Origin of the sequence: Microtetraspora sp. NBRC 16547 (assembly GCF_030268965.1) — a bacterium.
Taxonomy (GTDB): domain Bacteria; phylum Actinomycetota; class Actinomycetes; order Streptosporangiales; family Streptosporangiaceae; genus Microtetraspora.
Window position 1 is genome coordinate 17,551 of record NZ_BSSE01000005.1, and the last position, 19,837, is coordinate 37,387.

Consider the following 19,837-nt stretch of genomic DNA (forward strand, 5'->3'; position numbering starts at 1 on the left):
ACCGTACCCCTCCCGTCCCGGAAGCGGTACGGCCCCGCGCCCGGTCAACCGGTGATCAGGGCGACGACGACCGTGCCGGGCGCGAGCTCGCGCGCCAGCGCGTAGATCCCGTACATCATCTTGGCGACGTAGATCAGGTCGAGCCGGAGGCCGTGCCGTACGGCGAAGTCGGAGGCGAACTCTTCGAGCTCCGGCCTGCTACGGGCGTAGCCACCGAAATGGAAGCCGCACTCGATCCGCCAGTTGCCCGTGACCCGGCCGAGCGCCTCGCGCTGGAGCCGGGCGACCTCTCCGGCCAGGAACTCGCCGCCTTTCAGCACCGAGAACCCGACGGCCTCCCGGCCAGGGGCGAGCCCGGCCGCGATGCCGGCGAGCGTCCCGCCGGTGCCGACCGGGCAGCAGACGAGGTCATAGCTGTCGAGCTGCGCGTCGAGCTCGGCCGGGATCTCGGCGCACCCGCGTACGGCCGCCGCGTTGCTGCCGCCCTCGGGCAGGAGGCGGAAGTCGCCGAACTCGGCGCGCAGCGCGTCGATCACCTCGGGCGTGTGCTTACGCCGGTACGTCGACCGGTCCAGGTAGGTCAGCCGCATCCCCCGGCTCACCGCGTACGCCAGGGAGGGGTTGAGCGGCAGGTGTTCCTCGCCGCGGATCACGCCGATGGTCTCGAACCCGTAGGCCGCGCCCGCCGCCGCGACGGCCCTGATGTGGTTGGAGTACGCCCCGCCGAACGTGAGCACCCGGCCGGGCCCGAGGTTGTACTTCAGCTTGCGCCACTTGTTCCCGGAGATCTCGGGATGGATGAGGTCGTCGCGCTTGAGCAGCAGCCGGACCCCTCCGAGGCGCTCGTCGCGCACCTCCTCGATCGGCGAGGGCACACGCGCCACCGTGATCGCCGACCCCGCCAGACCTGCCGGGACTTTCATATGGTCAAGGCTGGCACACGAGCGCTGACTCGCTAACCTACGTGCAAGCCGTTTGTTGAGGAGTGTTCGATTATGCGTGTTGTTGAGGCTTTCCGTGCGGCGTACGGAAGCGACCCCGCGGGTGTCTGGCACGCGCCGGGCCGGGTCAACCTGATCGGCGAGCACACCGACTACAACGACGGCCTCGTGTTGCCCTTCGCCGTCCCGTGGGGCGTGACCGCCGCGGTCAGCCCCCGCCCCGACGGCGTCGTACGGCTGGCTTCGGTCCAGGCGCCGGGCGAGGAGCAGGTCGTCGACGACCTCGACCAGGCGCGCGGCTGGGCCCGCTACCCCGTCGGAGTCGTCTGGGCACTGCGGCGCGCGGGCCACCCGATCGGCGGCGCCGACATCGTGATCGACGGCGACGTGCCCAGAGGAGCGGGGCTCTCCTCCAGCGCCGCGCTGGAGGTCGCGACCGCGCTCGCGCTCGACGACCTCCACGGACTGGGCCTGCCGCGGATGGAGCTGGCCAAGATCGCACAGCGGGCCGAGAACGACTTCGTCGGCATGCCCTGCGGGATCATGGACCAGGCGGCCTCAGCCCTCGGCGAGGAGGGCCGTGCGCTGTTCCTCGACTGCCGCTCGCTCGGCTACCGGCCGGTCCCGCTCGACCTGGCGGCGCACGGCCTGCGGCTACTGATCATCAACACCGGCGTGCACCACGAACTGGCCGACGGGCAGTACGCCAGGCGTCGCCAGGACTGCGAGAACGCCGCCAAGCGGCTGGGCGTGCCCGCGCTCAGGGACGTCACCGACCTCGCCGGGGCGCTGGCCAGGCTGACCGGCGACGAGCGGAAGCGGACCCAGCACGTGGTCACCGAGAACCACCGGGTCGAGGCGCTGGTCGGCCTGCTCCGGGCGGGAGCCGTACGCGAGATCGGCGCGCTCCTGAACGCCTCGCACCTTTCGCTGCGCGACCAGTTCGAGGTGTCGTGTCCCGAACTGGACGTGGCCGTCGAGGCGGCGGTCAGGGGCGGCGCGCGGGGCGCCAGGATGACCGGAGGCGGCTTCGGCGGCTCCGCCATCGCCCTCGTTCCCGAAGAGCGCCTCGCGGCCGTCCGGGACGAGGTCCTGCGGGCCTACGAGGACCGTGGCTGGGCCGCCCCCGCCTTCCTGGAGGCGACGCCCGCCCCCGGCGCCCGGCGCCTCCGCTGACGGATCACGCCCCGGCGCACGGCGGATCCCCCAGGGGACCGGCCGCGGCCGGATCGGGAACGCCTCCGCCCGGACCGCGGCGCCCTCACAACGGCCGGAAGTTCGGCGGGCGGCGCTCCAGGAAGCCGGCGACGCCCTCGGCGAAATCGGGCCGTCCGAACGACTCCATCATGAGCCGGACGGCCCGGTCCCTCGACTCGTCGATGCCGCGCTCCCAGTCGCCCCACACCTGCCGCTTGATGATCGCCATCGACGCGGGCGAGCTGTGCGCCGCCAACTCTCCGGCGTACGCCAGGACCTCCTCAAGGAGCCGCTCCCCCGGGACGGCCCGGCACGCGAGGCCCAGCGCGTACGCCTCGGAGCCGGTGAAGGTGCGGCCGGACAGTAGGAGCTCCATGGCCGCGGCCTGACCGGCGAGCTTGGGGAGGATCCAGGCCAGGCCGTACTCCGCGATGAGCCCGCGCCGGGAGAACGCGGTGGTCCATTTGGCGTCCTCCGCGGTGAAGACGAGATCGCAGACGAGGGCGTAGACCATGCCCAGACCGGCGCAGGCGCCGTTCACCGCGGCGATGACCGGCTTGCGGATGGTCATCGGGAAGGTGGCGGGCCGGGGATCCGGCTCGAAATCCGGCAATCCCGTCCGGACCCCGGCATGACCCTCATCACGGTTTCCCGCCCGGAGTTCGGCGTGATCTTCATCACCGTCTCCGGCCAGGGGCTCGGCGTGATCCACGAACCGCGCCCCCGCTTCGTCGCCCGCGCGCGCCGCGGCCGCCTGAATCGCAGCGAGCGCCTCGAAGTCGGCGCCGGAGCAGAATCCCCTCCCCGCGCCCGTGACGACGATGACGCGGACCTCAGGATCGCGCTCGGCCTCTTCGAGCAGATCGAAGTAGCGCCGCCCCATCTCGGGAGTCCAGGCGTTCAGCCGCTCCGGTCGGTTGAACGTCAGGACCCGTACGGCGTCATGGTTCTCGGACAGCACCAGCATGTCGGCCTCCCTGCACCGAACTACGTTCTACACCAGTGCGGGCGACGTGATCGACCCCGGGAACGAAAGCGAGCCCGGAACTGAGCGAAGCCGGAAGCGAGCGAGCCCGGCGGCGAACGACTGCGGGACCGAAGGGACCCGGAAACGAACGAACCCCGAAACGCCGCGAGGCCGGGTGATCTTTCGATCACCCGGCCTCGGAGCCGATGGCTCCCGCGATAGGACTCGAACCTATAACCTGCCGGTTAACAGCCGGCTGCTCTGCCGATTGAGCTACACGGGATTGCAGCGTTGCCCCGCCCTTCCGGCCTTGCGGCTTTCCTTGCGGCGCGGAACTAGATTAGCGCACTCCGAGGGGTTCGTGTCACATCGGTTGCGCTTGGATAGAGCGTGGCCCCCAGGGTAGGAGGCCGGAGACATTGAGTGGGGAGGTGGAAGATGCGCTACAAGGTGATCTTCGCTGCCGGGTTGGCCATCGGTTACGTCCTTGGCACTCGGGCCGGGCGGGAACGGTACGAGGAGATGAAGCGCCTGGCACAGCGGGTGTCCGACAGCCCGACGATCCAGGAGGCCGCGGGTCTGGTCGGTGCCCAGGCGGCCCGGGTCGCGGACAAGGCCAAGGGCTTGATGGGCGACAAGTTCGGCGGCAAGGTCCCGTTCATGCGCAAGCCCGAGCACGAGCCGTGGTCGGCGGAGTCGGCGGAGAAGGTGCCCAGCGGACCCGGTTGGCCCGACCCCGGAACGACCTGATCGCAGCCACGCCTGACGGCGTGTCGCGCCGGCGACCGGTCGCCCCCGACCACCCGGCGCCTCAGACACCGAGGCTGCGGCGCACCTCCTCAAGCGCCTGCTCGGCGAGGGCGCGCAGTCCCGGGTCGCCGGGATCGAGGCCGGGGTCGAAGACGAACTCCCAGCGCGGCTCATCCGTCCCCGGAACGCGTCTGGCGACCAGCCGCACTCCTCCTCGCGCGTCGAGCGGTACGTGCCTGCTGGCCACGATGGAGGAAGTGACCCGCTCGCGGATGGTCTCCGGCAGCAGGCCGGGCTCCGGAAGCGGCACGCGGTGTGTCTCGCCGTCCGTCATCGCGACGGTGACACCCGTCTCGTCCCACGTCGCCTTGTCCATCAGATGCCAGGGCAGCCGGTGCCCGCCGGGCAGGTGCAGGGCCAGCGTGGTCGCGACCGCGTAACCCCCGCCTTCACCGGCTCCACCGCCCGCGCCGCCCGCGCCGCCGGCTCCTTCGCCCGCCGTGCGGGCGTGGCTGAGCAGCCGCTCGCCCGGTTCGAGGGCGAGAGCCGTACGGACCTCGGACGGCAGGCGGCCTCCGAAGAGGGCGCCGGCGAGGCCGGAGAGCGCGCGGGAGAACGAGGATCCAGCCAACGGGCACCGCCAGGAAACGCGACGATTCGGTACAGCCGCAGGCTAGGCTATCTCCCGAGCAGATCAAGGGTGAGCGCGGCCGACCAGGAGAAGTCCCGGCACCCGTGCCCGGTCCCGTCGAAGGGGTCGAAGCACTCGCGGAACCCGCCCTGCCGGACCAGCCGCAGCGTGCTCGCGACAAGCAGGTCCCGCAGCCGGTCGAGACCGTGTACCTCCGCCGCCCTGCCGAGCAGCCAGTTCGTGCTGATCCAGGACGGGCCACGCCAATATTGGGCACGGTCGAACTCCGGTGCCCTGATCTCGCAGCTCGGCACCGGATATCCGGCCGCGCCCATGAACCGGGTGGATTCCAGAAGCGCGGTCATCGCTTCGACGACATGGCCGGGCATCCCGGGATCGAGCATGGGGCCGAACCCGCCGATGGTGCAGACCGGGACTAGCCGCCCGGCGCGGACGTCCCTGGCGTAGAAGGCGTCGTTGTTCCACAGCCGGTCGAGCAGCGCGGCCCTGATCCGCGCCGCGGCCTCCTGGAACGGCTCGGGATCGGCTCCCACGACCTCGGACGCCAGCCGCGCCAGGGCGTCGCAGGAGAGCAGCCAGATGCCGTTGAACATCGGGTCCTCGACCGCGAACGGGTGCTCGTCCCGGAAGTAGGACGGCGCGTACCCGTGCTCCCGGCACTGCACCGCCAGCCAGAAATACCGGTCGTGGTAGCCGGACCCGCACCTGCCCGCGGGCAGCTCCGCCAGCGGCGCGTCCCATGCGGGGCTGTCGTCCATGCCGGACTCCCACGGGTGGACGATCGCGGCCAGCCCGGCGCCGCCGGCGTCCCTGGTCTCCAGATAGGCGTGCTGGGCCACCAGGGACGGCCAGATCCGCCGTACGAGCCGGGCGGCGAGGTCGCGGTCGGCGGCGTGCCGCCAGATCCACCAGGCGGCGTACGCGTGCAGGGGCGGCTGGGTCAGCCCCGACGTGAGCGCACCGCGCGGCGCGTCCGGGACCTCCTCGGAGCGCCACATGGACGGCCCGGGGAAGTAGCCGTCGGCGTGGTGGAACACGATGTGCGGGACCATGCCGGTCCGCCACTGGCCGCTGAACAGCGAGAGCAGCTCCTGCCCGGCCCGCGCCGTGTCGCGGCGGGCGAGGCCGATCGCGACGAACGCGGAGTCCAGGCTCCATTGGTGGGGATAGATGCCGGGCGCGGGCACGGTGGAGACGCCTGTCCAGTTCGCGTCGAGGACGGCCAGGGCGGCCCGCCCGAGCGCGGCGTCGTCAACAGCGGGACGCCCTTCCACCGGTCCAGATTAATCCCATAAAGCCAAGAAATCATTGAATATGACGGCCCAATTCCAGATGGTGAGCCATGTTTCGGCAGCGCAGCGGCGAGAACTCGCCGGCCTGCTGATCTCGCAGGCCGCCCCCGGTGACCCGGCGTCTGCCAACGAATACGCGAGCGGCCGCCTCGCAGACCGTGAACCTGCCGGACGTCACGATCCGGAAGCGGCCGTCTCGGTCGCCGCGGGCCTCACCAGCCCACTCATCGGCGGAGGGACGCCCACCCGCCGGAAGTCACTCCAGGTAGTCGCGGAGCATCTGGGCCCGGGTCGGGTGGCGCAGCTTGGCCAGCGTCTTCGACTCGATCTGCCGGATCCGCTCGCGGGTCACGCCGAACTCCCGGCCGACCTCCTCCAACGTGCGGGGGTGGCCGTCGGACAGCCCGAACCGGAGCTGGATGATCCGCTGCTCGCGCTCGGACAGGGTGGCGAGGATGTCGTCGAGCTGATCCTGCAGCAGGATGAACGCCGCAGCCTCGATCGGCACCACGGCGTCCGCGTCCTCGATGAAGTCGCCGAGGTCGGAGTCCTCCTCGCCGATCGGCGACTGCAGCGACACCGGCTCCTGCGCGATCCGCTGGATCTCCACCACGCGGTCGATGTGCAGGTCCATCTCCGCCGCGATCTCCTCGGGGGCGGGCTCGCGGCCGAGATCCTGGTGGAGCTGCCGCTGCACCCGGACCAATTTGTTGATCGTCTCGACCATGTGGACCGGAATTCTGATCGTCCGGGCCTGGTCCGCGATGGCCCGGGTGATCGCCTGGCGAATCCACCACGTGGCATAGGTTGAGAACTTGTAACCCTTGGTGTAATCGAATTTCTCGACCGCCCGGATCAGGCCGAGATTCCCTTCCTGGATAAGATCCAGAAAGAGCATTCCGCGTCCCACATAACGCTTGGCGATCGACACGACGAGCCGCAGGTTGGCCTCGATCAGCCGTTCCTTGGCGCGCACGCCCTCCCAGACGAGATCCTCCAGTTCGAGACGGCCCAGACGTATCACGCGGTCGTCGCACAGCTTGTCCTCCGCGAACAGGCCGGCCTCGATCGCCTTGGCGAGCTCCACCTCCTGCTCGGCGGTCAGCAGCGGAACCCTGCCGATCTCCCGCAGGTAGATGCGGACGAGGTCGCTCGTCGGAGCCCGGCGGCCGGCGTCGTCCGCATCCGGTCTGCTCGGCTCGTCGTCACCCTGGGGTTCGAGGACCTCGACTCCGTTCTCCGCGAGCATGCGCACGACACGCTCCAGCGCGTCGGACGGCAACTCGGATTTGTCGAGCGCGGCGGCCACGTCGTCGACCGTGACGCTTCCGCGCTCCCTTCCCTTCGCGACGAGGTCCGCCACCTGGTCTACCGATGGCGGCCCACTTGGTAGCACCGATGCACCCACGCATCACAGTCTGCGGTATGAGCACAACAAAACGGCAGGCCTATTTTTGGCACCTAAGGTAAGGCAGAAGTCAATACCCGATCGCAATCAAAATCAACGTTTACGCGTTGTCGGGATTGGAAAGGAAAGTAATTCATGCCCCGGCGGCACGATCACGCAACACGCGTCGCTGCTGTTCGAGGGCGATGAGTTCGCCGAAGAGGCGGTTGTACTCCTGCTGCTCCTCCACCGGGTTGAGCCGCTGGAGCCGGGCCTTGATCTGCGCGACGGACCGGCCGACCGCGGTCTCCAGCAGCCGGGCGAGCACGGCCGCGCCGTACCGCTCCTCGCCGCCCGCCTCGGTGCGCAGCTCCTCGACGGCGAACCGGGTGAGCGCCGGGCGCAGCTCGTCGTTCGCCGCCGCGAGCAGGCGCTCGACCCACTCCTGCCCGCCGGGGCCGCCCGAGGCGGTGCCGCCCGCGGCCGCGATCACGCCGTACAGCGCGGTGTGCTCGGGCCGGGTGAACGCCTCCCCGCCGAGCGCATCGAACTCGGGCCCGAGCAGGGCGGGCCGTTGGACGGCCAGCTTCAGGGCCTCCGCCTCCAGCCGGGCGACCGGATCGGCCGCCTCCTGCCGGCCCGTGAGTCCCTGGTCGGGGCCGCCGCCGTACTGCCGGCCCTGCTGTCGTCCGTACGGGCCGCCCTGACCGCCCTGACCGCGCTGGCCGTGCTGCGGACCCTGCTGGCCCTGCTGGCCCTGCTGACCACGCTGGCCGAGATGACCGCGCTGACCGCGCTGGCCGTGCTGGCCGTGATGACCGCCCGGCGCGCCCGGGCCGCCCTGGCCGATGGCCTGCTGGACGCGCTGGATGACGAAGCCCTCGTCCATGAAACCGAGCCAGCGGTCCAGGTCCACGACGTACGTCTTGCGCAGCCCGGGGTCCTTGATCGAGGCCACCACAGGGGCGACCGCGTCGAGTGCGCCGAGCCGCCCTTCGTTGGTGGCCAGGTCGTAGCGGGAGATCACGCTGCGGATGGCGAAGGCGAACAGCGGCTCGCGGCTCGCGATCAGGTCGCGGACCGCGGCGTCGCCCTGCTTCACCCGCAGGTCGCACGGGTCGAGGCCGTCGGGCTGCACGGCGACGAACGTCTGGGTGACGAACTTCTGCTCGTCCTGGAACGCCCGCAGGGCGGCCTTCTGCCCGGCCGAGTCACCGTCGAAGGTGAAGATCACCTCGCCGCGGAACTCGGCCTGGTCGAGCAGGAGCCGCCGCAGGACCTTGATGTGCTCCTCGCCGAAGGACGTGCCGCAGGTCGCCACCGCCGTCGGCACCCCGGCCAGGTGACACGCCATGACGTCGGTGTAGCCCTCGACGATGACCGCCTGGGAGCGGCGGGAGATCTCCCGCTTGGCGAGGTCCACTCCGTACAGCACGGAGCTCTTGTGGTAGATCGGGGTCTCTGGGGTGTTGAGGTATTTCGGACCGTCGTCGGAGTCGAGCAGCTTGCGCGCGCCGAAGCCGATGACGTCGCCGGTGATGTCCCTGATCGGCCAGACCAGCCGGCCACGGAACCGGTCGATCGGTCCTCGGCGGCCCTCCTTGGCCAGCCCGCCCTTGATCAGCTCTTGGGACGTGAAGCCCCGGGCCATCAGGTGGCGGGACAGCGCCTCCCACCCCGCGGGCGCGTACCCGACCCCGAACCGCTCGGCGTCCACCCGCTCGAAGCCGCGTTCCGACAGGAACCGGCGGCCCGGTGCCGCGTCGGGCGAGGCGAGCTGCGCGGCGTAGAACTCGGCGGCGGCGCGATGCGCCTCGATGAGCCGGACCCGCTCGCCCTGCTCGCGCCCGGGGACGTAGCCCCCCTGCTCGTAGCGGAGCTGGATGCCGGCGCGCTGCGCGAGGCGCTCGACGGCCTCGGCGAACGTCAGGTTCTCGATCTTCCGGACGAACGTGATGACATCGCCGCCCTCGGCGCAGCCGAAGCAGTAGTAGTAGCCCCGCGCGGGCGTCACGTTGAACGACGGCGATTTCTCGTCATGGAAGGGGCACAGGCCCTTCAGGTTGCCGCCGCCGGCGTTCCGGAGCTGGATGTGCTCCCCCACCACGTCGGCGATCGGCGAGCGCTCCCGCACGAGCGCGATGTCCTCGTCGCTGATCCGCCCTGCACCGCTACGCCCTGCCACGCTCGCGAGTTTAGGCCCTGAGGGATACGTCTCGGGCGGCGCCCGCCCGAGACCGAATCCGGATAACGGGTCGTGACCGAAATCCAGGTCGGTTACAAAGGAACGGTCATACCTCGCTAACGTCGGGCGGGTGGAGATCATGCGATCGGGCAGACTGGCGGCTGTCGTGGCCGCCGCGGCGACGGCCGGGCTCGCCGCGGCATGCGGAGCACCGGCCGGGGTCGCCGGAGTGAGCACGCTGCCGCCCGTGCCCCGCACCGAGGAGCCGCCCTCCGCCGCGGCGGACGGCGCCGTAGGAGCCCCGTCAGGCGGCGCCGCCGGCGGCAGGAGCACCCACATGCGCTCCGTCGTCCCGCCCCCCAGGCCCGAGCCCGTACGGCTCCCGCCGCCCAAGGTGTCGCAGTACACGTACGCGTTCCCGGTCAAGGGGTGCCGCGTGTCGTACGCGCGGCAGCTGCTCGTGCTGCCGAAGACCACGATCTGGGCGGGCAAGGGCTGCTCGTTCGTCTCGCCCGTCGACGGCGTGGTCCGCGAGGTCAACGTGCAGAACAGATGGGTCCCGTCCACCGACCGCGGACAGGACCGTGAGGGCCGGTTCGTCACCATTCTCGGCGATGACGGCGTGCTCTACCTGGGCGGCCATCTCGACTCGGTCGATCCGGGCGTGCAGCCGGGCGCCAAGGTCAAGGCCGGCCAGCCGCTCGGCCGCCTCGGCAACACCGGCAGCGCCCGTGACACCGCCAGCAACCTCTACTTCGCGATCTCCTGGCCGGTCTCCCCGGAGCACTGGTGGATCAGGCGCGGCATGGTCGAGCCCTGGGACTATCTCGACGCCTGGTACAACGGCAACCGAACCCTGTCCCCGAAGAAGGACGTGTTGGCGCTGCGCAAGCGGGTCGGCCGCCTGCCCGCCTGCGACAAACTGTGCACGCCGAAGCCTCCCGCCGCGAAGAGCGAGAAGAACGAGAAGAAGCCGTCCTCCACCAAACGGCTGGAGCAGGCCGCCGATGACACCACCGTGATCACTCCCGGTTAGGAAGTGCCCACCAGGAGGTCGCGGAGTGGGACGTCCGGGTCGGTGAGCCGGGCGGGATCCACGGCGGCGCCGCCGTACCCCGCGCGCACCAGCGCCTGGATCTCGTCGGTCATGTCCCAGACGTTGACGTTCATCCCGGCGAGGACCCGGTTCTCCTTCAGCCAGAAGGCGACGAACTCCAGACGCTCCACCGATCCCCGGTAGACGACCTCGTCATGGCCCGCGATGTCGCCGGAGAACTCCATCCCCAGCTCGAACTGGTCGGTGAAGAAGTACGGCACGCGGTCGTAGACGACGTCCCGACCGAGCATGGCGCGGGCGGCGGCCGGGCCGCCGTTCAGCGCGTTGGCCCAGTGTTCGACCCGGATCGGGCGGCCCAGCAGGGGGTTCATCGCCTCGGCGACGTCGCCGGCGGCGTAGATGTCCGGGTGCGACGTGCGCAGGGAGGCGTCCACGACGATGCCGCCTGCCACCTCCAGCCCGGCGCCGCGGGCCAGCTCGACGTTGGGGGCGGCGCCGATGCCGACCACCACGTCGTCGGCGGGCAGCACCGCGCCGTCCGTCGTGACCACCTCTCGGACGTGCGCCGTCCCTCGCATGCTCCTCACGGAGACGCCGAGGCGCAGATCCACGCCGTGCCGCCGGTGGAGCTCGGCGAAGATCTCCCCGACGGCCGGGCCGAAGGTCCGGTACAGCGGGGTCGGGTCGGGCTCGACGATCGTCACCGCGCAGCCGGCCTCGCGCGCCGCCGCGGCCGTCTCCAGCCCGATCCAGCCGCCACCGATGATCACGACGTTCCCCTGGTGCGCGAAAGCGGCGCGCAGCGCCTGACTGTCGGCGAGCGTGCGCAGGTAGTGCACACCGTCCAGGTCCGCACCCTCCGCCGGGAGCGGGCGGGGCGTCGCCCCCGTGGCGATCAGCAACTTGTCGTACGGCTGCCGCTCGCCGGTCGCCAGGTGGACGGCATGCGCCCCGGGATCGACGGCGGTGGCCGCGACACCGAGCAGCAGCCGCACGTCGTGCTCGGCGTACCAGCCGGGGTCGTGCACGTAGACCTTCGCCACCTCGGTGGACCCTTTGAGATAGCCCTTGGAGAGCGGCGGACGCTCATACGGACGCTCCTGCTCCGCGCCGATCAGCACGATCTCGCCGGCGAAGCCCTCCTCGCGGAGCGTCTGGGCCGCCTTTGCCCCCGCCAGGCCCGCACCCACTATCGCGTACGTCGACATCTGCACCCCTCACTCCCGGCTTTCGCGCAGTATCCGCCTGTGCCGTCCCGGCGTCGATCGGAACGCGCCGGACTGGTATCAGGTGCCCGGGAAAGGCGGCAGGATTCCCTGTCAGGCCGGACGTCAGGCCAGGCGCCGGCGCCAGGCGACCGCCGAGGCGTCGGTAAGCGAGGCGATCTGGTCGACGACGGCGCGCAGCCGCCCGGCGTCGTCGGGGGCGTTCTCGAAGGCGGGGCGCAGCGCCGGTTCGAGTGTCGCGGGCGCGCCCGCGCCGATCAGCGCGGCCAGTTCGGCGATGAGCTCCCGCTGCCGCGCCTGGGCCGCGTGGTGTGCCTCGCGCGACATCACATAGTGCGCGGTGACGCCCTTGAGCAGCGCGCACTCCAGCCGCGTGCTCCTGGGGACGACGAGGTCCGCCGAGTGTCGCCCGGCCGGGGGTTCCGGCAGGTACGCGTACGCCTCCCGGGTGGCGTCCTGTGCGGACCTGCAGAAGCGGCCGATGAGCGAGCTGGTGAGGCGCTTGAGGGAGGCGAGGTCGTCGAGGCCCCCGACGAACGGCCCGGCGAAGCTCGCGGGCCAGACCGGGTCGGCGACCAGCCGCGCGAACGTCTCCGCCAGCTCGGCGAGGTCGGCGTCGGGGGCGTACCACTTCCGGGTCAGGCGGCAGACCTCCAGGCGCTCCTCGGGGTCGCGGAGCGCCTCGGGGGTGACGTGGCCGCAGTGCAGGGCGTCCTCCAGATCGTGCACGGAGTAGGCGACGTCGTCGGCCCAGTCCATGATCTGCGCCTCGAAGCTGACCCGGTAGTCGGGGGTGCCCTCCCGTACCCAGGCGAAGATGGGCGCGTCATCCGGATAGACGCAGTACGGCCCGCCGGCGCGGGCGTGGGGGACGCCGGGGACCCGGCAGGCGCCGCTCGTCCAGGGGTACTTGCAGACGGCGTCGAGCGCCGCCCTGGTGAGGTTGAGCCCGGCGCTACGGCCGTCCTCGGTGAGGACCTTGGCTTCCAGCCGGGTGAGCAGCCGCAGGTTCTGCGCGTTGCCCTGGAAGCCGCCGCACGGGGCGGCGACCTCGTTCAGCGCGGCCTCGCCGTTGTGGCCGAACGGCGGGTGCCCGAGGTCGTGGGCGAGGCAGGCGGTCTCGACGAGGTCGGGGTCCCGGCCGAGGAGCTTGCCCATCTCCCTGCCGATCTGGGCGCATTCAAGTGAGTGGGTGAGCCGGGTGCGGTTGCTGTGCAGGCTGTGGTCGGACGGCGTGACCACCTGGGTCTTGGCCGCGAGCCTTCGGAGGGACGCGCTGTGCATGACCCGGGCGCGGTCCCGCTCGAAGGCGCCGCGTTCAGGGTTGCCCGGAGGTTCGGGCACCCATCGTGCCTGGTCGTGCTCGTTGTAGCGGATCATCTGTCCTCCCTCCCCATGTCGGGGAAGCAGGAGAGTACCCCTTCGAGTCTCATTTCACGACAAACGCCTTTGAAACCCTCAGTGACGGACGCTCCAATCGAGGGCACGCGCTATGGGAACGCCGGGACGGTAGGCGAGGTGCAGGTAGGTGGGGGCGTCGAGGACCGTGAGGTCGGCCCGTCGGCCGGGGGCGAGGACGCCGATGTCGTCGCGGCGCAGAGCGCTCGCGCCGCCCGCGGTCGCCGCCCACAACGCCTCGGCCGGGGTCATCCGCATCTCGCGCACCGCGAGCGCGACGACAAGGGGCATCGAGGAGGTGTAGCACGATCCGGGATTGCAGTCCGTCGCGAGCGCGACCGTCACCCCGGCGTCGAGCAGGCGCCGCGCGTCGGGATAGGGCGAGCGCGTCGAGAACTCGACCCCCGGCAGCAGGGTCGCGACCGTGGCCCCGTCGGCCAGGGCGTCCACATCGGCGTTCGTGAGGTGCGTGCAGTGGTCGACGCTCGCGGCGCCGAGCTCGACCGCGAGCCGGACGCCCGGCCCGGCGGAGAGCTGGTTGCCGTGCACGCGAAGGCCGAGCCCCGCGGCCTGCCCGGCGACGAGCACCGCGCGGGCCTCCTCCCCGTCGAAGGCGTGCGGGCTGGCCGGCTCGCAGAAGACGTCGATCCACCGGGCGTACGGGGCGCAAGCCGTGAGCATGTCACCGGTCACGAGCCGTACGTACTCGTCGCGGGCGGCCCCGGCGGGCACGACGTGCGCGCCGAGATAGGTCGTCTCCTCGGTGACCTCGCGGGCCAGGCGCAGCGCGCGCACCTCGTCCGCGACCGTCAGACCGTAGCCGCTCTTGATCTCGACCGTGGTGGTTCCCTGGGCGCGCATCTCCGCGACCCGGGCGCGTAGCAGCGCGCGCAGGTCGTCATCGCCCGCCGCCCGCGTGGCGGCGACCGTGGTGGCGATCCCGCCTCCGTCGTACGGGATGCCCTCCATGCGGGCGGCGAACTCCGCCGCGCGGTCCCCGGCGAACACCAGGTGGGCGTGGGAGTCGACGAACCCGGGGATCACCGCCCGGCCTCCGAGGTCGCGCCGGTGGTCGGCGCCGGGCGCCCGCGAGGCGGGCCCGATCCACGCGACGCGCTCGCCGTCCACGACCACCGCCGCGTCACGGAGCAGGCCGAGGGGCGAGCCGTCCCCGGCGGACGGGTCGTTCGTGACGAGCTCGGCGATCCCGGTGAGCAGCGTCGTGGTCATGCGTCCTCCCATAGCGGTTCGACGGCCCTGGCCGGCAGGGCGGCCACGACCTCGAAGGTGACGTCCCTGGCGAGGCCGCCGGCAAGCCGGGCGTCCGCCGCGTGCCATCTCACCGGGCTCATGGGAACTCTTGCGCTCAAAAAGTTCATCACAGTCATCATGCGGCATTCAGGAGGCTCGTCCGGCGACGTCTTCGACGGTGCCGGTCAGCGTGCGGGTCACCGTGCCGGTCGGTATGTGCCACCGAAGCGCCAGGCACGCGAAAAAGACGCGAGAAGCACGTGAAATCGGCCGCATCCCCGAAGCAGGCGGCCGCCTTCCGCTATATCGCCGATCGCATTTCTGTCAATGGCCCGGTGAACCCGGTTCGCCACGCGACGTGTCCGACACGGACGCGACGCGGCGCCGACCGAGATGATCACCCGCCATCACCGTTCGACCTGTTCACGGCGGGTGGCCGCACCCACGGGCTGGGCGGAGGAGATCCGGATCCGGGCCGCACGCGGCACGGCTCGACGGCGGAGAACCATGCTGTCCCCAAGGTGACATCACCCTGAATTATTGACTGCCAATCTCACCATATTCCGCCGTATGACGAGTATCGCAATCTTGCCGACGACCACCCCCGTGGTAACTATCAGTATCCAGACGGTAACCCTCAGTACTGGAGGCTCTCAGTATGAGAAAGGTCCCCCTGCTCATACGGCTGACCGCCGTAGGGGCGGCGTCGGCCACGCTGCTCACCGGCACCGTGACCGCAGCAGCGGCCGCGACGGCCGCCCGACCGCCCATCCCCAGGGGCACGATCCGCGGCGCCAGCGCTCCCGACGGCATCCCCGGCCACTACATCGTCGTGCTCAAGAACACCGGGGACAACCGAAGGCGCGGCGCCGAACGCGTCGCGACTGACCTCGCGGCCAAGCACAACGGCACCCTGCGGCACATCTTCCGCAAGGTGATGATGGGCTTCTCCATCAAGATGAACCAGACGGACGCCGAGCGGCTGGCCACCGACAGCGCCGTCAGCTACGTGGAGCAGGACCAGAAGGTCTCGATCAACGACACCCAGCGGAACGCCACCTGGGGGCTGGACCGCATCGACCAGGCGTCGCTGCCGCTCAGCGGCACCTACACCTACCCGACAACCGCGTCCAACGTGCACGCGTACGTCATCGACACCGGCATCCTGACCACGCACAGCGACTTCGGCAGCCGGGCGAGCAGCGGGTACGACTTCCTCGACAACGACACCGACGCGACCGACTGCAACGGCCACGGCACCCACGTCGCCGGGACCATCGGCGGCAGCACGTACGGCGTCGCCAAGGGCGTCAAGCTCGTCGCCGTCCGCGTGCTCGACTGCTCCGGCAGCGGCGCCGTTTCCGGCGTTATCGCGGGCGTCGACTGGGTGACGGCGAACGCGATCAAGCCGGCGGTGGCCAACATGAGCCTCGGCGGCGGCGCGAGCTCCGCCCTGGACAGCGCCGTGTCGAGGTCCATCGCGTCCGGCGTCACCTACGGCGTGGCCGCGGGGAACGACGGCGCGGACGCCTGCGCCGGCTCACCGGCCCGGGTCCCCGCCACGATCACGGTGGGCGCGACCTCCGCCAGCGACGGCCGGCCGTCCTGGTCGAACTACGGGACCTGTCTGGACGTGTTCGCCCCCGGCGACTCCATCACCTCCGACTGGATCAGCAACACCACCTCGACGAACACGATCAGCGGCACCTCGATGGCCACCCCGCACGTCGTCGGGACGGCGGCGCTGGTCCTCGGCCTCAACCCCGCGGCGACGCCCGACCAGGTGGCCTCGACGATCGTCTCCCAGGCCACATCCGGCAAGGTGACCGACGCGGGAACCGGCTCGCCGAACCGGCTGCTCTACACCGGCGGGCTCGGTGGCACCACGCCCAGCCCGTCTCCGTCTCCGTCGGCGTCACCGACCCCGACGCCCACGCCGACACCGACGCCCAGGCCGACCCCGACACCGACACCGCCGGGCAGCACCACCGTCTACTCCGACGGCTTCGAGACGTTCACCGGCTGGATCACCAACCCCGACCTCACCGACACCGCCACCACCGGCCAGTGGATGCGCGCCCAGCCGCAGCCGACCGGCGCGAACGGCATCGCCACCCAGATCGGCCCCGCCGGCGGCAGGTACGACCTGGTCACCGGGCCGTTGGCCGGAATCGACGCCGGTTCCTTCGACGTGGACGACGGGGTCACCTCGGTCCAGTCACCGCCGATCAAGCTGCCCTCCTCCGGGAAGCTGACCCTGGCCTTCAACTGGTATTTCGCCCACCTCAACAACGCCACCAGCGCGGACTACTTCCGGGTGCGCGTGGTGGGCGCGACAACGAAAACGGTGCTGAAGCAGCTCGGATCGCCGACCAACCGGCCCGCCGCGTGGGCCAGAGCCACCGCCGACCTCTCCTCCTACGCCGGTCAGACCGTGCGGATCCTCATCGACACCGCTGATCTGGACACGCCGAGCCTCATCGAGGCGGCCGTCGACGGCGTGGCCGTCACGCGCACCTGACGCGACGCGACACCGGAAAGACGGCCGGTACGGCTCACAGCGAGTCGTACCGGCCGTCTTTTCACGCCTTCCGTAGCAGCCGGAGCAGCCGCGGCCGGAGCGGCCGCGGTGCGCGACTCAGCGGGTGTCGGAGCCCTCGGAGGCGAGGGCCGCGCGCCCGGCCTCCAGGCGGGCGACCGCGACACGGAACGGCGAGCACGAGACGTAGTCGAGGCCGATCTCGTGGCAGAAGTGCACCGAGGCCGGGTCGCCTCCGTGCTCGCCACAGATGCCGATCTTGAGCTCGGGGCGGGTGCGCCTGCCCTCCTCGACGGCGATCCGCATCAGCCGGCCGACCCCCTCCCTGTCGATCGACTCGAACGGCGAGACGCCGAAGATGCCGAGGTCCAGGTACTTGCCGAAGAAGGCGCTCTCCACGTCGTCCCGGGAGAAGCCCCAGGTCATCTGGGTGAGGTCGTTGGTGCCGAAGGAGAAGAACTGGGCCGCCTCGGCGATCTGCCCGGCGGTCAGGGCCGCCCGCGGCACCTCGATCATCGTGCCGATCAGCGCGTCCACCCCCGCGTCGGCGAGGATGCCGAGCGCCTCCTCGCGCACGCTCTCCAGCTCCTGCACCGCGCCCACCAGCGGGATCATGATCTCGGCCCTGGGGTTCGCGCTCTCCTTGGCCGCGTCGGCGATCGCGCGCACCTGCATGGCGAACAGGCCGGGGATGACCAGGCCGAGCCGCACGCCGCGCAGGCCCAGCATCGGGTTCTGCTCGTGCAGCCGCTTCACGGCGTCGAGCAGCCTGCGGTCCTTGTCCTCCGCCGTGTCGCCGGCCAGCGCCACCTTGACGGACAGCTCGGTGTAGTCGGGCAGGAACTCGTGCAGCGGCGGGTCGATGAGCCGGATCGTGACCGGCAGACCGTCCATCGCGGCGAAGATCCCGGCGAAGTCGGCCTTCTGCAGCGGTTCGAGAGCGTCGAGCGCCGCCTGCCGCTCCTCGCCGGTGGAGGCCAGGATCAGGTCCTCGACCAGCTTGCGCCGGTCGCCGAGGAACATGTGCTCGGTACGGCACAGCCCGATGCCCTGGGCACCGAACGCGCGGGCGCGGGCGGCGTCCTCCGGCGTGTCGGCGTTGGCCCGTACGGCGAGGCGCCGCACCGTGTCGGCGTGCCGCATGATCCGGTCCACCGCGACAACCAGCTCGTCCTCGACCGGGCCGCCCTCGAAGTACTCCATAACCGGCGAGGCCACCACGGGCACCTCGCCCAGGTAGACGGCCCCGGTGCTGCCGTCGATCGAGATCACGTCGCCCTCGTTGACGACGACGCCGCCGGGCGCGGTGAAGCGGCCGGCGCGCGTGTCCACGCCCAGTTCCTCGGCGCCGCACACGCAGGTCTTGCCCATGCCGCGGGCGACCACGGCCGCGTGTGAGGTCTTGCCGCCGCGCGAGGTGAGCACGCCCTGGGCGGCGATCATCCCGGCCAGGTCGTCCGGGTTGGTCTCCCGGCGGACGAGGATGACTGCCTCACCCCGGCCCGCCAGCTCGACGGCCTTGGCCGAGGTGAAGACGGCCTTGCCCACGGCGGCGCCGGGCGAGGCGTTCATGCCCGTGGTGAGCCGGGTGTTGTCGGCGGTGGCGGAGAAACGCGGGAACATGAGCTGCGCGAGCTGGTCGCCGGAGACGCGGCTGACCGCCTCGTCGATGTCGATCAGGCCCTCGTCCACGAGCTGCGTGGCGATGCAGAAGGCCGCGCCCGCCGTACGCTTGCCGACCCGGGTCTGCAGCATCCACAGCTTGCCGCGCTCGATCGTGAACTCGATGTCGCACAGGTCGCGGTAGTGATTCTCCAGCGTGCCCATGATGTCGAGCAGCTCGCGGTAGGAGGCGGGGTCGATCCGCTCCAGGTCCTGCAGCGGCACGGTGTTGCGGATGCCGGCCACCACGTCCTCGCCCTGGGCGTTCTGCAGGTAGTCGCCGTACACGCCCTGATGGCCGGAGCCGGGGTCGCGGGTGAAGGCGACGCCGGTGCCCGAGTCCATCCCGATGTTGCCGAAGACCATCGCGACGACGTTGACGGCCGTGCCGAGGTCGGCCGGAATGCGCTCCTGTCGCCGGTACAGCACGGCCCGCGGCGCGTTCCACGAGTCGAAGACGGCCCGGATCGCCAGCTCCATCTGCTCGCGGGGGTCGGCGGGGAACTCCCGCCCCTTCTCCGTCCGGACGATCTTCTTGTACGTCTCGACGAGGCACTGGAGGTCGGCGGCGTCGAGGTCGGTGTCCTGGCGGGAGCCCTTCAGCTCGTCGAGCGCGGCCTCGAACAGCTCGCCCTCGATGCCCAGCACGGTCTTGCCGAACATCTGGATGAGCCGGCGGTAGGAGTCCCACGCGAAGCGCTCGTTGCCCGCCTGCTTGGCCAGCCCGACCACGGAGGCGTCGTTGAGCCCGATGTTGAGGACGGTCTCCATCATGCCCGGCATGGAGAACTTCGCCCCGGACCGGACGCTGACGAGCAGCGGGTCGGCCGCGTCGCCGAGGCGCTTGCCCATCCGCGTCTCCAGCGCGTCAAGGTGGGCGGCGATCTCGGCGGCCAGGCCGTCGGGCACGTCGCCCTCGGCGAGGTAGTGCCGGCAGGCGTCGGTGGTGATCGTGAAGCCAGGGGGTACCGGGAGACCAAGATTGGTCATTTCCGCAAGATTGGCGCCCTTTCCACCGAGCAGATCCTTGAGATCCTTGTTGCCCTCGGTGAAGTCATAAACAAACTTGCGCACGCGAGCTCCTTCGGCGACTTCAATTACACGGGTCCGTCCGCATTCGCACTGTACCGACCAACATCCCGATGAAACATCACCAGTCGAGAGATATCGTGTTTACGCAGGTAGATGGGCACAATGAGGTCTAATCCACTCTACGTCCGATTAAAAATGATCGATTTTCTCAGATCGGCAAGGAGTGGTATAAACCAATTCGGCGCGACATTGGAGATCATTCATCTCGCGTTAATTGGTGTAGACCATTACGCTTTCCGAT

At 70.7% G+C, this 19,837-nt stretch carries 15 protein-coding genes and 1 tRNA gene; 4 read left to right on the forward strand and 12 right to left on the reverse strand.

What is annotated here, in order from left to right; genetic code table 11:
- Positions 1-44: 44 nt before the first annotated feature.
- A complete protein-coding gene (locus tag QSK17_RS09505; RefSeq protein ID WP_285704194.1) occupies positions 45-923 on the reverse strand; it encodes a 1-aminocyclopropane-1-carboxylate deaminase/D-cysteine desulfhydrase in 879 nt (292 codons plus the stop codon).
- Positions 924-995: 72 nt separating this feature from the next.
- On the opposite strand from QSK17_RS09505, the gene galK reads away from it, so the two are divergent.
- Positions 996-2,117, forward strand: a complete 1,122-nt coding sequence (gene galK / locus QSK17_RS09510; protein ID WP_285704195.1) for a galactokinase — start codon at positions 996-998, stop codon at positions 2,115-2,117.
- Positions 2,118-2,202: 85 nt separating this feature from the next.
- On the opposite strand, the gene QSK17_RS09515 is transcribed toward galK, so the two are convergent.
- On the reverse strand, positions 2,203-3,105 hold the full coding sequence (locus tag QSK17_RS09515; protein ID WP_285704196.1) for an enoyl-CoA hydratase-related protein: 903 nt from the start codon (positions 3,103-3,105) through the stop codon (positions 2,203-2,205).
- Positions 3,106-3,312: 207 nt separating this feature from the next.
- Positions 3,313-3,388 (reverse strand) — tRNA-Asn (locus tag QSK17_RS09520).
- Positions 3,389-3,543: 155 nt separating this feature from the next.
- On the opposite strand from QSK17_RS09520, the gene QSK17_RS09525 reads away from it, so the two are divergent.
- On the forward strand, positions 3,544-3,855 hold the full coding sequence (locus QSK17_RS09525) for a YtxH domain-containing protein (RefSeq protein WP_285704197.1): 312 nt from the start codon (positions 3,544-3,546) through the stop codon (positions 3,853-3,855).
- A 61-nt stretch (positions 3,856-3,916) separates the two neighbouring features.
- On the opposite strand, the gene QSK17_RS09530 is transcribed toward QSK17_RS09525, so the two are convergent.
- The 4 genes from QSK17_RS09530 to dnaG all read right to left on the reverse strand — a co-directional run bounded on the left by QSK17_RS09530 (position 3,917) and on the right by dnaG (position 9,371).
- The gene (locus tag QSK17_RS09530; protein WP_285704198.1) at positions 3,917-4,486 is read right to left on the reverse strand and encodes a hypothetical protein; all 570 of its coding nucleotides are present in this window, start codon (positions 4,484-4,486) and stop codon (positions 3,917-3,919) included.
- Positions 4,487-4,533: 47 nt separating this feature from the next.
- On the reverse strand, positions 4,534-5,781 hold the full coding sequence (locus QSK17_RS09535; protein WP_285704199.1) for an MGH1-like glycoside hydrolase domain-containing protein: 1,248 nt from the start codon (positions 5,779-5,781) through the stop codon (positions 4,534-4,536).
- A 274-nt stretch (positions 5,782-6,055) separates the two neighbouring features.
- Positions 6,056-7,162: an RNA polymerase sigma factor RpoD gene (rpoD, locus tag QSK17_RS09540; protein ID WP_285704200.1), complete on the reverse strand. Its 1,107-nt coding sequence runs from the start codon at positions 7,160-7,162 to the stop codon at positions 6,056-6,058.
- Between the two features lie 178 nt (positions 7,163-7,340).
- A complete protein-coding gene (gene dnaG / locus QSK17_RS09545) occupies positions 7,341-9,371 on the reverse strand; it encodes a DNA primase (RefSeq protein WP_285704201.1) in 2,031 nt (676 codons plus the stop codon).
- 139 nt (positions 9,372-9,510) lie between these two features.
- Between dnaG and QSK17_RS09550 the strand changes: the two genes are divergently transcribed.
- On the forward strand, positions 9,511-10,407 hold the full coding sequence (locus QSK17_RS09550) for a M23 family metallopeptidase (RefSeq protein WP_285704513.1): 897 nt from the start codon (positions 9,511-9,513) through the stop codon (positions 10,405-10,407).
- Here the strand turns inward: QSK17_RS09550 and QSK17_RS09555 are convergent.
- The 4 genes from QSK17_RS09555 to QSK17_RS09570 all read right to left on the reverse strand — a co-directional run bounded on the left by QSK17_RS09555 (position 10,404) and on the right by QSK17_RS09570 (position 14,404).
- Positions 10,404-11,636, reverse strand: coding sequence for an NAD(P)/FAD-dependent oxidoreductase (locus QSK17_RS09555; RefSeq protein WP_285704514.1), 1,233 nt, complete (start codon positions 11,634-11,636; stop codon positions 10,404-10,406). The two genes, QSK17_RS09550 and QSK17_RS09555, sit on opposite strands and share 4 nt — an antisense overlap.
- A gap of 123 nt (positions 11,637-11,759) precedes the next feature.
- Positions 11,760-13,034: a deoxyguanosinetriphosphate triphosphohydrolase gene (locus QSK17_RS09560; RefSeq protein WP_285704202.1), complete on the reverse strand. Its 1,275-nt coding sequence runs from the start codon at positions 13,032-13,034 to the stop codon at positions 11,760-11,762.
- Positions 13,035-13,112: 78 nt separating this feature from the next.
- Entirely contained in the window at positions 13,113-14,294 is a 1,182-nt protein-coding gene (hutI, locus tag QSK17_RS09565; protein ID WP_502889174.1) for an imidazolonepropionase, read from the reverse strand.
- Entirely contained in the window at positions 14,279-14,404 is a 126-nt protein-coding gene (locus QSK17_RS09570; RefSeq protein ID WP_285704204.1) for a hypothetical protein, read from the reverse strand. Before QSK17_RS09570 ends, hutI begins: the two co-directional genes overlap by 16 nt.
- Positions 14,405-14,961: 557 nt before the next feature.
- Here QSK17_RS09570 and QSK17_RS09575 point away from each other — a divergent pair.
- Complete coding sequence (locus QSK17_RS09575; protein WP_285704205.1) at positions 14,962-16,824, forward strand: S8 family peptidase; 1,863 nt, start codon at positions 14,962-14,964, stop codon at positions 16,822-16,824.
- 117 nt (positions 16,825-16,941) lie between these two features.
- Here the strand turns inward: QSK17_RS09575 and ppdK are convergent, their stop codons facing one another.
- Positions 16,942-19,578 (reverse strand): pyruvate, phosphate dikinase, encoded by a 2,637-nt coding sequence (ppdK, locus tag QSK17_RS09580; protein ID WP_285704207.1) that lies wholly within the window; start codon positions 19,576-19,578, stop codon positions 16,942-16,944.
- Between the last annotated feature and the right edge of the window lie 259 nt (positions 19,579-19,837).

Bases quoted from the DNA above. Each gene is read 5' to 3' on its own strand.
- QSK17_RS09555 (WP_285704514.1), bottom strand. From the start codon at position 11,636: ATGTCGACGTACGCGATAGTGGGTGCGGGCCTGGCGGGGGCAAAGGCG.
- hutI (WP_502889174.1), bottom strand. From the start codon at position 14,294: ATGGGAGGACGCATGACCACGACGCTGCTCACCGGGATCGCCGAGCTC.
- QSK17_RS09575 (WP_285704205.1), top strand. From the start codon at position 14,962: ATGAGAAAGGTCCCCCTGCTCATACGGCTGACCGCCGTAGGGGCGGCG.
- QSK17_RS09570 (WP_285704204.1), bottom strand. From the start codon at position 14,404: ATGAGCCCGGTGAGATGGCACGCGGCGGACGCCCGGCTTGCCGGCGGC.
- QSK17_RS09515 (WP_285704196.1), bottom strand. From the start codon at position 3,105: ATGCTGGTGCTGTCCGAGAACCATGACGCCGTACGGGTCCTGACGTTC.
- QSK17_RS09550 (WP_285704513.1), top strand. From the start codon at position 9,511: ATGCGATCGGGCAGACTGGCGGCTGTCGTGGCCGCCGCGGCGACGGCC.
- QSK17_RS09505 (WP_285704194.1), bottom strand. From the start codon at position 923: ATGAAAGTCCCGGCAGGTCTGGCGGGGTCGGCGATCACGGTGGCGCGT.
- QSK17_RS09560 (WP_285704202.1), bottom strand. From the start codon at position 13,034: ATGATCCGCTACAACGAGCACGACCAGGCACGATGGGTGCCCGAACCT.
- QSK17_RS09525 (WP_285704197.1), top strand. From the start codon at position 3,544: ATGCGCTACAAGGTGATCTTCGCTGCCGGGTTGGCCATCGGTTACGTC.
- galK (WP_285704195.1), top strand. From the start codon at position 996: ATGCGTGTTGTTGAGGCTTTCCGTGCGGCGTACGGAAGCGACCCCGCG.